General features: G+C 31.6%; 11 protein-coding genes. 5 read left to right on the top strand and 6 right to left on the bottom strand.

The annotated features are described in order from the left end of the window. Nucleotides 1–806: 806 nt before the first annotated feature. The gene (locus DG435_RS14520) at nt 807–1,949 is read left to right on the top strand and encodes an aminotransferase class V-fold PLP-dependent enzyme (RefSeq protein WP_106795097.1); all 1,143 of its coding nucleotides are present in this window, start codon (nt 807–809) and stop codon (nt 1,947–1,949) included. Between the two features lie 302 nt (nt 1,950–2,251). Next, nucleotides 2,252–5,566, top strand: a complete 3,315-nt coding sequence (gene mfd / locus DG435_RS14515; protein ID WP_369872078.1) for a transcription-repair coupling factor — start codon at nt 2,252–2,254, stop codon at nt 5,564–5,566. Nucleotides 5,567–5,644: 78 nt separating this feature from the next. On the opposite strand, the gene DG435_RS14510 is transcribed toward mfd, so the two are convergent. Next, on the bottom strand, nt 5,645–7,003 hold the full coding sequence (locus DG435_RS14510; RefSeq protein WP_106795099.1) for a hypothetical protein: 1,359 nt from the start codon (nt 7,001–7,003) through the stop codon (nt 5,645–5,647). A 158-nt stretch (nt 7,004–7,161) separates the two neighbouring features. Then, entirely contained in the window at nt 7,162–8,127 is a 966-nt protein-coding gene (locus DG435_RS14505) for a hypothetical protein (protein ID WP_106795100.1), read from the bottom strand. 571 nt (nt 8,128–8,698) lie between these two features. Between DG435_RS14505 and DG435_RS14500 the strand changes: the two genes are divergently transcribed. The 3 genes from DG435_RS14500 (at nt 8,699) to DG435_RS14490 (ending at nt 11,534) form a co-directional block, all read left to right on the top strand. Next, nucleotides 8,699–9,019 carry a hypothetical protein gene (locus tag DG435_RS14500; protein ID WP_106792841.1) on the top strand — a complete coding sequence of 107 codons (321 nt, stop codon included), beginning with the start codon at nt 8,699–8,701 and terminating at the stop codon, nt 9,017–9,019. A 389-nt stretch (nt 9,020–9,408) separates the two neighbouring features. Beyond that, nucleotides 9,409–10,251, top strand: coding sequence for a helix-turn-helix domain-containing protein (locus DG435_RS14495; protein ID WP_159025599.1), 843 nt, complete (start codon nt 9,409–9,411; stop codon nt 10,249–10,251). 92 nt (nt 10,252–10,343) lie between these two features. Then, entirely contained in the window at nt 10,344–11,534 is a 1,191-nt protein-coding gene (locus DG435_RS14490; protein ID WP_106792843.1) for a serine hydrolase, read from the top strand. Nucleotides 11,535–11,719: 185 nt separating this feature from the next. On the opposite strand, the gene DG435_RS25580 is transcribed toward DG435_RS14490, so the two are convergent. The 4 genes from DG435_RS25580 to DG435_RS14475 form a co-directional block, all read right to left on the bottom strand. Further along, a complete protein-coding gene (locus DG435_RS25580; protein WP_159025600.1) occupies nt 11,720–11,890 on the bottom strand; it encodes a hypothetical protein in 171 nt (56 codons plus the stop codon). Nucleotides 11,891–12,064: 174 nt separating this feature from the next. After that, nucleotides 12,065–12,997, bottom strand: coding sequence for an SMP-30/gluconolactonase/LRE family protein (locus DG435_RS14485; protein WP_106792844.1), 933 nt, complete (start codon nt 12,995–12,997; stop codon nt 12,065–12,067). A gap of 79 nt (nt 12,998–13,076) precedes the next feature. Beyond that, nucleotides 13,077–14,195: an AraC family transcriptional regulator gene (locus tag DG435_RS14480; RefSeq protein WP_106792845.1), complete on the bottom strand. Its 1,119-nt coding sequence runs from the start codon at nt 14,193–14,195 to the stop codon at nt 13,077–13,079. Between the two features lie 145 nt (nt 14,196–14,340). Then, nucleotides 14,341–15,465, bottom strand: a complete 1,125-nt coding sequence (locus DG435_RS14475; RefSeq protein WP_106792846.1) for an AraC family transcriptional regulator — start codon at nt 15,463–15,465, stop codon at nt 14,341–14,343. Between the last annotated feature and the right edge of the window lie 310 nt (nt 15,466–15,775).

The raw sequence follows: 15,775 nt of genomic DNA, 5'->3' as shown, positions 1-15,775 counted from the left end.
CCGCAAAAAATCCTATTATTGGTTTACAATAATAGGATTAAAATATAGATGTAAATCTATTTTAGGATTAAGTATAAATATGTAAACTTTTTTTAGGACGAGACATCTTTATCGGCACCCGTCACAGACGAGCGCTAGCAGGGGGACTGTTTTTACTGTATTTCTTACTGTTGTTGATCACTCATACCTTACCAATCTTTATCAGCACCCGTCACAGACGAGCGCTAGCGGGGGTTGATATAAGCACCAAAATGGCACTAAATAAAAAGTTTTTCATATTCATTGTTTTTATAAAATTGTTACTATTTCTTATCAAAAATCTATTTTCTTTGTACATTACAATAATAAAACCCTCCCATGCCAAGGCACAGGAGAATTTTAAGAATTGCAAAAAATCAGCTAATAGCTAAATAATAAAAGGGGTAACCCTACCCTACATAGTCCAAAATTTCATCCCGACTTAGTCCTACCCTGATCAGGATTTAAAATTGGATTTGTTATCATTGCAATCATTTTATAGTGCAATAATAAAACATGCCAGTTTCGTTTTTCGGGACTGGCAAAAAAAAGTTGCTTTTTTTTTGATATTTTTTCTTCTTGTTAAAAAAAAGGCTTCTATATCCTTATTTTATTGACCCCCCGAACAAACTCAATTTTATATTCTTATACTATTTTCTGATTACTGAAACTAAAATTTTATATAATTAGGATAGTTTTAACTTTGATCAATATCATCACATATTCCTAATATCTACCTTTACAGAAAGCAATATTCATTGCTTTTTTATATTCAATAACAGACACATATGCAACATCAAAAGCACCTCTTTGATCTATCAGATGATATCACTTATCTAAATGGAGCCTATATGGCTCCTCAATTAAAATCTGTAACCGAAGTTGGTCTTGCCACTGTTATCCAAAAAGCCAGGCCTAACGAAATCACACCTCAAGATTTTTTTACCCAAAGAGAGATCCTAAAACAACGTTTTGCTACTTTGGTCGATGCACCTAATCATAAAAACATTGCTATTATACCCTCGGTATCCTATGGTATTGCTAATGCCGCTAATAACATCCCCATCAATTCTGGAGATGAAATTATAGTAGTTGATGAACAATTTCCCAGTAATGTATATGTCTGGCAAGAGGTAGCAAATAAACATGGTGCTTCTATAACGGTAATCAAACCCCCAAAAAGCTTTAAAGATCGAGGCGCACTATGGAATCAGAATATCCTTGATGCCATTACCAAAAAAACTGCTGTTGTAGCGATGCCGCATGTGCATTGGGCAGATGGTACATTATTTGACCTAAAGGCGATACGCGCAAAGACTGAAGATGCAAACGCTTTTTTAATTATTGATGGAACGCAAAGTGTGGGAGCCCTTCCTTTTTCTGTTTCAGAAATCAAACCCGATGCTTTGATTTGTGCAGGGTATAAATGGTTACTTGGTCCCTATTCTACCGGAGTAGCATATTATAGTGATGCTTTTAATGAAGGAACACCTATAGAACATAACTGGATGAACCGTTATAACAGCGAGGATTTTACTGGATTGACCCAATACGAAGATCGCTACAAAGAAAAGGCAGCCAGATATTCGGTTGGAGAATCTAGTAATTTTGTATTAACCCCAATGTTGATCCGTGCTATAGAACAATTGATCGAGTGGTCACCAGAAGCCATCCAGGAATATTGTAAAACAATCTCTACAACTGCGATACAACATCTTAGAAACTTAGGTTGTTTTATCGAAGAAGATCATTATAGAGCACATCATCTTTTCGGTATTTATTTACCAGATCATATAGATTTAGAAAGATTAAAAACCAAACTAAAAGAAGAAAATATCTTTATTTCTTTTCGCGGTAATGCCATACGGGTTTCTTCGAATGTATACAATTCTGAAACAGATTTTGATCGATTATTAGCACAATTTAGTTAATGTAAGTTAAAATAGATTAAATACATTTTTTGGCGTGCCCTTCGGGTCGGGCTATCTGCTATATCTTTTGTTTATAAAAAATCCCCGAACAGTTTTAAACCCGAATTATGCATTAGAATACAACAGCTTGAATTGCAAAACATAGCAAACAAAAGGATGCCGCTACTATCCCTCACGCATTACAATTTAACATAGAAATTTAAAATCCTTTTGCCAGAAATCGAATAGCTCTTATATTTGCTACAAAACATCATTAAGTGAGTGTAAATTTAATCTCGCAAATTGTTGCACAGTCTCGGCAAATGCAGAAACTGGGAGAAGCTATTGCCCAGCCCGAAACAAAAATACATCTGCAAGGAAGTATTGGATCGTCATTATCATTTATTATTCAAAACAGCTTTACCCAAGCCGAAAAACCATTTCTCTGCATTTTTAATGACAAAGAAGAGGCTGCTTATTATCTTAATGATCTCGAACAATTACTGGGGGATAAAAATGTACTTTTTTACCCTGGGAGTTATCGTAGACCTTACCAAATTGAAGAAACCGATAATGCAAATGTGCTTCTAAGAGCTGAAGTACTTAATCGTATCAATTCTAGAAAAAAACCAGCATTAATCATCACGTATCCCGATGCATTGTTTGAAAAGGTTGTAACCAGAAAAGAACTGGAAAAAAATACTTTAAAAATTAATGTTAATGATACGCTTTCACTCGATTTTGTAAATGAAGTATTATTCGAATATCAGTTTCAAAGAGTAGATTTTGTTACCGAGCCTGGAGAATTTTCGGTTCGTGGAGGTATTGTAGATGTGTTTTCTTTCAGTAATGACGAACCCTATAGAATCGAATTTTTTGGCGATGAAGTTGATAGTATTAGAAGTTTTGATGTAGAAACTCAACTATCTACAGATCAAATTAAAAAAATCTCTATCATCCCAAATGTTGAGAACAAAGCATTACAAGAAACCAGAGAAAGTTTCTTAAAATATATTGCCTCAAAAACAGTAATTGTCACAAAAGACATCGACCTTCTTTCTGCCAGAATTGATAAAAATTTCGAAAAAGCCGAAGAGGCCTTCAAAACGCTTTCAAAGGATATCAAACATGGTACCCCAACAGAGCTTTTTGCTACTTCAGAGAGTATCAAAAAGCAATTATTAGATTTTACATTAATCGAAATCGGTAACCGCCCTATTACCAAAGCAGATTATGCCATAAAATTTGACACCAAACCACAACCCTCTTTCAATAAACAATTCGATTTACTGATCAAAAATCTGAATGAAAATAATGAAACAGGCTATAAGAATTATATCTTCTGTGTTAGTGAACAACAGGCAAAGCGTTTTCATGATATTTTTGACGATGCAGATCTTGATGTAAAACAATATGAAACCATTGTTTTTTCTGCTTTTCAAGGGTTTATTGATCACGACCGTAAAATTGCCTGCTATACAGATCACCAGATATTCGAACGTTACCATAAGTTTAATCTTAAAAATGGATATGCCAAGAAACAGGCGATCACTCTAAAAGAACTTACCAATCTGGATGTAGGTGATTATGTAACTCATATTGATCATGGAATTGGCAAATTTGGTGGATTACAAAAGATAGATGTAGAAGGTAAAAAACAAGAAGCTATCAAGCTAATCTATGGAGAAAGAGATGTACTATACTTAAGTATTCATTCTCTGCATAAGATTTCAAAATTTAATGGTAAAGATGGTAAACCTCCACAGCTATATAAATTAGGTTCTAAAGCCTGGAAAACGCTTAAGCAAAAGACCAAAGCTCGGGTAAAACATATTGCCTTTAATTTGATTCAGTTATATGCTAAGCGGAAACTGCAAAAAGGGTTTCAGTACAATCCAGATAGTTATTTACAACATGAGTTAGAGGCTTCTTTTATATATGAAGATACCCCCGATCAAAGTACGGCTACAGAAGCAGTAAAAACCGATATGGAAAGTGAACGCCCAATGGATCGGCTTATTTGTGGAGATGTTGGTTTTGGTAAAACCGAAGTCGCTATTCGGGCAGCATTTAAAGCTGTTGATAACGGGAAACAAGTTGCTATTCTAGTCCCAACTACAATTCTTGCCTTTCAGCATGCAAAAACGTTTAGAGAACGCCTTAAAGATTTCCCGGTAACTGTAGAATATATAAATCGTTTCCGCTCGGCAAAACAAAAAAGAGAGACCCTCGAAGATCTGGCCGTAGGTAAAGTAGATATCATTATTGGGACTCACCAGCTGGTTAACAAAAATGTAAAATTTAAAGATCTAGGGTTATTAGTTATTGACGAAGAGCAAAAATTTGGGGTATCGGTAAAAGATAAACTCAAGACCATAAAAGAAAATGTAGATACACTAACCCTAACTGCTACACCAATCCCAAGAACATTACAATTTAGCCTTATGGCAGCACGGGATTTATCTACCATTACTACTCCGCCTCCCAATCGTTATCCCATTGAGACCAACGTAATACGATTTAGCGAAGAAACAATACGAGATGCTGTAAGTTACGAAATCCAACGTGGTGGCCAGGTGTTTTTTATTCATAATCGAATCGAAAACATTAAGGAAGTTGCGGGGATGGTACAACGCTTAGTTCCCGATGCCAAAGTAGGTGTTGGCCATGGGCAGATGGAAGGAAAAAAACTAGAAAGTCTTATGCTTTCTTTTATGAACGGAGAGTTTGATGTTTTGATCTCCACCACTATTGTAGAAAGCGGGTTAGATGTCCCGAATGCAAATACCATTTTTATCAATAATGCCAATAATTTTGGACTTTCAGATCTACATCAGATGCGAGGGCGTGTAGGTCGAAGTAATAAAAAAGCATTTTGTTATTTTATTACTCCTCCCTATTCTGCCATGACCGAAGATGCCCGTAAACGTATCACAGCACTAGAGCAATTCTCAGAACTAGGAAGTGGTTTTAATATTGCGATGAAAGATCTCGAAATTCGTGGAGCAGGAGACTTGTTAGGAGGAGAGCAGAGTGGATTTATTAATGAAATTGGTTTCGAAACGTACCAAAAAATCCTGAATGAAGCCATCGAAGAACTCAAAGAAAACGAGTTTGCAGAATTATATAAGGAAGAAGCAACAGACAAAGTATATTTAAAAGACACACAGATCGATACCGACTTCGAATTGTTATTTCCTGATGATTATATCAATAATATTACCGAACGACTTAGTTTATACACCGAACTTAATGGGATCAAAGAAGAATCAGACTTGCAGGAGTACGAAAAACGATTAGTAGATCGTTTTGGTGAATTACCAGATCAGGCAGTAGACTTATTAAATTCGGTTAGAATAAAATGGATAGCCACATCTATTGGGTTAGAAAAAATTATCATGAAACAAGATAAGTTGATTGGCTATTTTATTAGTGATCAACAATCTGGTTTTTATCAAAGTCCGGCATTTACATATGTATTGCAATTTGTACAACAGAATCCTGGAATTTGTAAAATGAAAGAAAAGAACACCAGAAACGGGTTACGCTTATTATTAACTTTTGAAAATGTTGCCACTGTAGATAAAGCACTGCAAGTATTGCGACCGTTACAACCTAAGATTGATATTGAGGCGTAATGACAATAAATAACATGAGTTCGATGTAATTTTCTGCCGAACTCATGTTATTTAAGAGTATCAAAAGGTTTGACAAAACTAATAATTATAGTTTTGAAGCTCCTTAATTATTTTTTCAAAATCTTCATTCTTTTTAAAAGACTTGTTGTAATCAGGATTTTTAAACGTTAATGATTCTATAACCTTCATATTGCTATTTTCAGAAGAATTTTCATCTGTAAAAAAACCTCCATGAATATAACCTTTTGAAAAATTAGTCTCTTCATATTTTAAATTTTCTGCCTTAAAATGGGGGTAGAGTTCTAAAAACTCCTGAGGTAGTTTTGGTATTGTTTGATATTCAAGCTCATTACTTCGAAAACTCCAGGTATCATAACGAAATTTTTTCTCTACAAAATCGCTAATTTGATATGACCATGTTGATCGTTTAGTACTATATTTTTGGCTCGCTGTAAACTCAAAAGCATTTTTAGAACTACTGATTAGTTTGAAATCTGTACTATACGGTGGAATAGTTACAGCTTCAAGTGTAGGAGACTCTCTTGTATAATTATAACTATAGTTTTCTGCAGTATTCGATGTATAAATACTTATATTAAAATCATAAAAATTATCAAAGACACCAAAATTAGCTACTGCCTCGCTTTCAATTTTGGTGAATAAAGTCGTTTCAAATTTTTCTTCTGGTGTAAGATTAGCTCTTAAATCTTTAAAATACGCATTACCATCATTTGGTAAATTAATAGGAATATATGAATCGAATTCTTTTAATTCACTACCATCAACAATAACCTCCTGTTGGTCTTGCACATTATCAATAAGAATATATTTTGATTTTTCTAACTCAAAATGAACCGTAATTAAAAACTTATTATAGTTATTACGAAATGAGACATTATAATCCATCGAATTATTTGTTCCAGAACCAGAATAACTACCACCTCCATTATTTGACGATATCGAAACTTTATTATACCCATCAATATTTTGAATTTTCAAAGAAAAACTTTTCAAGTCATTTGGGTTGGTAATAACACCACCACTAGTATCAGAACCTTCAAAATTCCATATTGCTCCTTTCTTAATATTAAAAAACGAACTCAAAAAATTAACCTGTGAAGATTTTCTGTTTCTGTACATAAATCTAGAAACTGTAAAAGATTCTTTTTCCTCCCCTTTTTTTGCTTTAAAAACGTATTCTTTATTATTTTCTATTTGGGTATGAGCCAAAATATTTCCCTCGTTATCATTAAGAATAACGAAACCCGAATTCACTATTTCACCAATATAAAATTCATTTACTTTTAAGGTAAAGTAAGTAATACTATCATTTACAGGATCGGTTTCGTTATTTGTATCTGAATTAATTACTGGTTCATCATCTTTTGAACAACTAATGGCAATGACCAGTAAAGCTAAAAATAATAATTTTTTCATGATATTGTTTTCTATGGTAAAACACCTTTGTAACATAAATGTCTTAGCATAGATAAATGTTACTCTGTTTTTATGGAAACCTACAATTTCTGTGTTAATATTATACTTTTTTCTAGAAATTAAACTATTACTCTTCACATTCCCTTTTATTTACGGGATTAGTTCAGTTTACTTATTTTAGAACTAATTTTTTTAAAATCTTTAGGTTTTATATTAAAGGACATTTTAGTGTGTTCTTGATAAATTGCATTTCCTGTTTTTCCATTTACAATGTTTATTATTTTATTATAATTTATCTGATTATACATTAAGTAATAGAAATCTTTCTTTTCGTTAAAGATTTTTTCTTCTAGTGTATCGTATTTAACTACTTCATATTTAAAAGGATAATCTTGCATTAACTTTTCTATCTCTGGGTTCTTTTTTTCTAATCCAAAAAAGCCATCATACCCGTATAATAGATTAGAATCTATATACAAAGTATGATTTTTAAGATCTTTTAACTCAGGGAGGACATAGTCATCATAAATATCAACAGGCCTTTCATTTTTTAAATTTTTATTTACTAATTGTAGATAATTTTTTAAATACCCTAATCTAAAATTGATAAAATCACCAACAACTTCTCCTGCGCTAAATGGTGCTGCTATTTGCTGCCTTATTTTGATATCTGGTGTAAAATAAATTGCACCTACTCTTGATATGCTCCAAACATTGTTTTTCTTTTTCTTTTTAATTTTGTCAATAACACCAAAATCTATACAGGTAAAACTATACGATTTCATCATCCCTGATTGCGTAGTTACTTCAAGCTCCATAATTTCAAATCTGGCCAAAGCATTGTCAATTTCTAAGTCATCCCCTGTAAAATCATCTTCGTAGACTACTTTATAAGGGGTTATATCCCAAACCTGATTAAGGATATTTTCATAAGATGATTTAGGGAAAATATTAGGAAAAACAAATGTTGTTTGGGTATTCGTAAACCTTTTTAACTCCTTATTGTTTAATTTCTTAAATTTATTTTTAATATGTGAAAAATTCCCAACTCTTACCTGAGAAACCCCAAGTGCTGAGGTAAAAAGAATTATGACAATAATTAAGGTTTTTGATTTGTAGTTCATTTTATGATACTATTTTAATTTTAAAAAATTAAAGTCCCGAAAACACAATTGTTAAAAGGAGTGGTTTATGTTTTTTTGCTAGAACCAAAAAAACATAAACCACTTTAAAGTGTAAAAATAAAGAAAACCTATTTTTAAAAAACTTATATTAAGTTTTTATTGAAAAATAGGACTTCTGTAATCATTATATTAATAAACTACCAAACTCCTTGTATTTGCTATTATTAAAAAATTCTACTATCCAAATTCGCTCAATACTTTTATATGACATGAATCTTAGGGAGCTGGGGATAAAGGAAATGGATCAAATCATATAACAGTTAAAACCTAGGTCATAAAATCAAAGGACTTACCCATGAAGAACCGGTAGAACAATCTAATATTAGTGTTCGTATCATACAGTATATTAAAGCCGAGGAAGTAATTCTCAGAAGTCATATCACAAAAACCATCCGTCGATAAAAAATAACACTTTAACGATAGTTTTAATGTGTTTTACCGACAAATACCTTTAAACGAGGTATATATTTTTTAATTTTATCATCGTTATAATAATAATCCAACATTGGTTATGAACACAAGAGAAGAATTTAGTTTTTTAAAAGATTCCTGGAAACAACTACAAAAGATAAATAATCGAGTTAGTCAATTGATAGATGGTTTTAATGCTAATAAACTATATGCAATAAATTATTCAAACCTAAAGAAGAGGTTTACAGAAGAAATAGAAAACTATAAAAACAATCCAGAATTAATCGATATAGAAGAATTTTCTATGAATTATTCTTTTGGATATCATTGCTATAATAATATTGATGATGTATACAGTAAAGAAGCAATGTACATTGAAGTTAAAAGTTATCTAAGGGCACTAAAAATTAGAACAGCATAGTACTTCTTAAATGTTCTTAATCTGTATTCAAAATCAATCCATAATTTGCATAACCGCCAATGCCTTACATCACCAATAATCAATACATCTAAATTCACTTTCCCAAAACATACAGGAATTACTATCAATACCTAGCCACTATCTCCAACCTCAAAAGTGCCTAAAAACACAAGTATGTTATCTATAAAAAGTAATTTCTAAAAAAAATCATAACACATTCAATAGAATAATTCCTATATTTCGGATTCTAGAGATTCTTTTACAAATCCTTGAGAAGTATTACTATACCTGGATTGTCGGGTGAATGTCGGGTGAAATACAAGCTAAAAAATTTGAGAACCTATTTCTGAGAACTAATATTGCTGAACAAAATGAAAATTAATCAAATCATGAAACAGCCAGAATTAGGTCAAAAAATTTCTGAACTCAGAAAATCTAAAGGATTTACCCAAGAAGAGCTGGTAGAACAATGTAATATTAGTGTTCGTACGATCCAGCGTATTGAAGCAGGAGAAGTAACTCCAAGAAGTTATACTATAAAAACTATTTTATCAGCACTGGATTATGACCTCGAAAGAATACAAACAGAAGAATCTCGAGTAGCTAAAGAGTTTAAAAAATTATTTCTTCTCGATATAGATGATAGTAAAGAAGTTGGTTTTCTAATCAAACAACTTTCTATCGCGTGGATCAGTGGGATTGTATATTTTATTCTTGGATTTGCAGAAATCACTGTAGACTATTACAGATACACTGAAGATCTAATGGTTACAAATAACATTGCCTATATCATATTAAAAATAGGCATGCTGGCTTCGGTTATTCTATTTACAAGAGGATTCATCCTCACCGGGAAAATTTTTAAAAATTACCTATTACGGATTACTGCATTCATTTTTATTTTTATTGGAGTATTATTTTATATCTATGATATTCTATCACTATACATTGTTGATTTTGATTATCAGTTCGTTCTTGGAGCCGAAGCAGTAACCTATGGCGTTGTTGGAATACTATTTGGAATATCGGTATTACGTCTGAAAAATGGCTTAGGAACACTTGCCACTGTAACGGGCATTTTTGAAATCATTACTTATGGTTTTATGGCGACCATCATTTTATCTCTTATTGGATTGGTTTTACTTACCCCTACAATAATTCTGGAAATCATCCTACTATATAAAGTTTCTCAAATCCTAAAAGCAAAGCAAAAGGAAATTGCTCTTGGTTAACCATTAAAAATATGTTCTAAACATTTTATAAAATCATTGAATTGTTATTCAATGACAGAAATTCTTATATCAAATTTTAAATAAATACCAATATGAAAAAAATCTGTATCATATCTATTTTGGTAATCGTTATCCCATTATTATTTTATCTATTAGAGCCAATTTTTGTTCATACTTCTGGATGGTCTTCTTTTCCTAAAATCACCAAATTACAACCAGTAGTACAACATCAAGATTCAATCTCAAAAAAAGCGGACAGTCTTCTAGAAGATATATTCACTCATATAAAAACACCTGCAATTTCTGTTGCTGTTGGTAAAAACGGAAAAATAGTTTGGGCTAATGCCATTGGTTATGCAAACCTCAAGAAGAAAATAAAAGCAAGTCCAGAAACAAAATTTAGAATAGGAAGCACTTCAAAAGCGGTGACTTCAATTGGGCTAGGAGTTCTTCTCCAAAACAGGAAACTCAGTTTTGATTCTAAAGTCAAGCAATTTGTCCCATATGCAAGTAAAAGTCTTTCTGAAATAACATTAAAACAACTTGCTTCTCATACATCAGGAATACGTAACTACGGAACCTGTTTTTGTTTCCCTATTTGGGAATATTACAACAATGATGAATACCCTAATATCAAAAAAAGTGTCGCTGTATTCAATAATGATGATTTATTATTCTCTCCTGGTACAGATTTTAGCTATAGTACTTATAACTATACCATGCTTAGTGCAATGATTGAAGGAGCTGCAAAAATGGATTTTCCTGATTTTATGAAAACCTATATATTTAAGCCCTTAAGTATAGGTATTGATGTTGAAAAAATTTCTTCCAAAATAGAAAATCTATCAAAATTCTATGAAGTTGAAAACAATGAATACAAAGAAGTTTACAAAGTAAACAATAGCAATAAATGGGCTGGCGGTGGTTTTATAGCAAGCCCAACAGATCTTGTTACCTTAGGAAATGCATTTCTAAATTATAAACTTCTAAACAAAGAAACTGTACAATCCCTTACACAACCAGTAGCCTTAACAAATGGACAAATAAATGAGCAAAGTTATGCCATTGGTTGGCGGAGTCATGCGTCAGAATCTGTTTTTAAAGACAACTATCCAGTTCAGATATTTCATCATGCTGGTATGGCAACAGGAGCAACATCAATCTTTGTACTATTCCCAGAATACAATGCATCAATCTCTTTATTAATAAACAAAACCGAATCTCCTTCAAATCTTTTTAAATACGTATATGATTTAATACATCTTTTTATCCATAAACCATAACATTATGAAAAGTCTAATCTTATCAGCTTTATTACTCATCTTAAGCATCATAAAAGAAATGGCGTAAGCACCTAATTACAATGTAGAATAAAGTGAAAAAGGCGAGAATCAATTGATTCTCGCCTTTACTAATTTTAAATACCCAACATTACTTAAAATTGAATTAATCTCACTGCTTTTTTTTATCAAATTGCACCACCAATTGGTCTGCAATAGCAACCTGCACATACCAAACCAAAATCACAATCGTTACCAGAATGACAAGGAGAATTTCTTCCTCCTTTTCCGTTAACTGATTTTTGCTGATGTTTGTTTAGTGCCTGTACACCTTCTTGATTTAAAATTGATTGTAACATAATGATATAGTTTTAAGATGAATAATTAATGATATTGATCGACTTGATATTAACCACATATTATATAGTTCTAAGTGGTTATTTTATAATCTACCCCAAATTTATGTTGCATTTATATCATAAATCGACCTTTTGTATACAATCAAACCTATTGACATCTATTTTGTAATAATTTTAATAAAATTTAATTTTCCTCACTCCTCCTGTTCCTCCAAATTCTGATATGTAAATTGCCGTACCCAATGGGTCAGAAGTAATCCCGTTAGGACCATTAAACGATGCTTCTTTAAGCAATCCATCGGTTTGAGCAGCATCTCCGGTACCCGCAAACTCCTCTACTGTACCATCCATAGAAATTTTAAATATTTTATTAACTCCAATACCAGTAGCAAAAATCGTATTTCTAATAACAGTTATATACCCAATTCCAAAACCATTAACCACGGCATCGGTAATAGTCGTAATAAGAGATACATTTCCTTCTGGGTCTATAGATAAAATATCTGCCGTACCAAAATTGCCAACAATTAAATTTCCTTTACGATCAAAATCAATCCCTACACCACCTGCTAATTTAGGGTCTGATGCATACACGGTTACTTCTCCTTCTGTAGTGATTTTATGAACCGTCGGGGTTCCAAAATTTGACACATATAGATTATTGTCATGATCCAAAGTTAGCCCAGATGGGAAACCACTAATGGCCGCCAATACTGTTTGTGTTCCCTCTGATGTAATTTTAAGAATATCTCCTGATCCACCACCACTGCTGTTAACAACATACAGATTACCTTGTAGGTCAATTGCATTCCCTAATGGACCTGTTAAGTTCGATGCAAATTCTGTAACATCACCATTTTTGGATATTTTAAAAACTCTCGTTCCATTGCCATTTGCTCCTGCAAACTGACCAAACTCTGAGACATAAATATTGCCGTATTTATCTACACTAACAGCATCATTACCAAAAAAAGGAGAAACTACAGTTTCTACCTCGAGGTCTGGATCAATCCCATCTCCATAACAAGAAATTAGTGTGATTGATATTGAGGATAAAACAAAAAGCATTAATGCTTTTATACTAACGTGTTTAATACATGTTTTCATGTTGAATGATTTTTAAGTTTGCTCTAAAGTATTTAGGCACTTCATAAAAATCGACGGTTTGGATCAATTCACACTTATTTTAAGCGGCCTTTAATCCTTTAATGTAATTTCTTGGCGTATCCTTAACCTCTAATTTAAAGGCCTTATTAAAAGTAGATTTCGAATTAAAACCAACTTCCATAGCAATGGCGAGTATGGTATGATGAAGATGTTCATTATTATCAATCTTTGATAAAAACTCCTGTATCCTAAAATGATTGATATAATCATAAAAACTACTTTTTGATACATGATTGAGATACCATGAAATATTATGAGTAGATGTATGTAATCTTAGAGAGAGGTCGCGAAGTGTTAAATCAGATTTTAGAAAAATCTTTTCTTTTTCGATGAGTCTGTTTAGTTCTTTTCCTATAGAAATAATTTGATCTTGAGGTATGCGTTGCTGTGATTTTGTTTTTTCTTTTTGAAACGGTATCCTAAACAATTCTGGTTCTTTAAGACTATAATATCCGATCACAAATATGAATACCGAAATTGTACTCCAAACCGAGTTATAATTAATAAACTTTATAGAATAATTAAAAAAATTCATCGAGGTAAAACTGATCAACCAAACCGTAATAACAATAAAGATTGAAATTTGAAAAAATTTGAAAAACGACACCAAACTTTGAGTATAAGAAACATGATTTTTCTCTTTACGAATATATGTTTTCAAAATTTTCACGTTAAGAACCCAATAGTATAGATTAGAAACAATCCCTGCTCCTTCAATAATCAAAAAAGGTATTCTAAAAAATCCTGACAATAACTTATCTGAAAAATCATCTACTTGAAAAGAAAAAATGTAAAACGAAAATAAAAGATGAAAACCAACAGGTATATAATGAAACCATGAGAGTCTAAATGCATCATTTTTAGAAAATATCAATCGTCTACTATACATATAACATAGCGGCCCAAATAAGAAAATTACCGAATCAATAAGGATAGACCATTGAAACAATCTTACAGTCAAAAATTTAAAAAAAATCATTCTCCCCAAAAGCATAAAAACAGAAAGCATTAACATTACAGAAAGTATTCTGTTTGCTGCTTTGTTCTTATTCTTAATAATCTGAAGAGTAACCGCTAAAAAAACACCTTGGCTAATTCCAAAAAAAAGTATAAGATCAATAAATTCGAAAGATTGCATTAACAAATAATTACTGTTTGCTACAAAACTATCACATTATCTTATACTTTTCGACCGAATGGATCATATCGTACTTTAAAAAAGGAAAGTATACTATGATAATTTCCTTTTAAAAGGTATTCATCATTAGTATATCAAGATAACACTACATGGTATTTAGTTTCTTGATATAATTACTTGGTGTATCCTTTATAACTGTTTTAAATGCTTTATTGAAAGTTGACTTAGAGTTAAATCCAGAGTCCATTGATAATGCGAGGAGTGTATGATGATGATGTTCATCATTCTCAATTTTTTCTACAAATGCTTTCACTCTATATGTATTGATATAATCATAAAAAGTACATTTATGAATGTTATTGAGTAACCAGGAGACATTATTAGTTGATGTATTTAATCCTTTTGCCAGATCAACCAGAGTAAGCTTATGATTCAAATAAATTTTCTCATTTACCATGAGTTTTTCTAGTCTAGTCTCTAACTTTTTAATCATTTCATCATCAAGTCGTTCTTTGTTTTTAAAATGCTTTTTTATAGATAAAGGCATTCTAAAAATATCAGGTTGTTTTAAACTATAAAAACCTATGATATACACAAAAACACAAACCACTATCCATATAGAGTTGTAGCTTAAAAACGAGGAATATATGTTAAAGCCATAACCCAATATAAAGCTTATTATCCATAACAATAAAAACAAGCCCCCTGTAATTAGAATCGTATTAAGATATCTTGCTAGATTTTGAGAATATGATAAATTGTTTTTTTCTTCTTTTTGATACACCCCTAATAACCGAAAACATCGATATCCAAGATATAAGTTGAAGAGAATTCCAACTGCCTCTATAATTAAAAAAGATAGTGTAAGACTACCATTCTGAACTAGTAAAACAAATTCATTATAAGAAAATTGATACGTCCAAAAATGATATACTAACATTCCTGCCGCAGGAATAAAATATGTATAGTGTAATATGTATTTTGATTTTTCATTAAATATTAATCTTCGATAATAAAGATATAATAAAGGACCAAATATAAACACTAGTATATCTACGAAAAGCGCCAGTCTAAAGAAGGTTTCGTTATCGGTCTCTATAGTATAGAAAAATCGACCCGTTAACATTATCGAAGCTATAATTAAAATCAGAGATAATGTTCTATTAGCAAATCTATTCTTATTCTGTATCACCTGAATCACTATCGCCAAAAATATTCCCTGACTAATACCTAAAAATACAATTAGGTCGATTAACTCAAAAGACTGCATACAGAAGTAATTTAGTTTCACACAAAACTATCGTATTATCAAATGTTTTTCGACCGAATGTACATATTCACACCTCAAAAAATCATTTTATAAATATATTTAGGACACTAATTTAGTAAAGATCTTTGCTGTACTCTATTCTAACTCATAGAAACCTATCTCCTTCTACTCCACAATGATATATTCAATCAAGACAAGCGCTTAATACAATCTACTTAAGCTAGTATATGTCTTTTTTCAAATCATAGTATTAAGATTCTAATCACAAAATTCCGAAAATCTAGAGGTATATGACCAAAATATCCACATG

The organism is Aquimarina sp. Aq78 (genome assembly GCF_900299525.1).
Lineage (GTDB): Bacteria > Bacteroidota > Bacteroidia > Flavobacteriales > Flavobacteriaceae > Aquimarina.
Note: the sequence above shows the minus strand (reverse complement) of the source record. Positions and strands in the feature narration are given on the sequence as shown.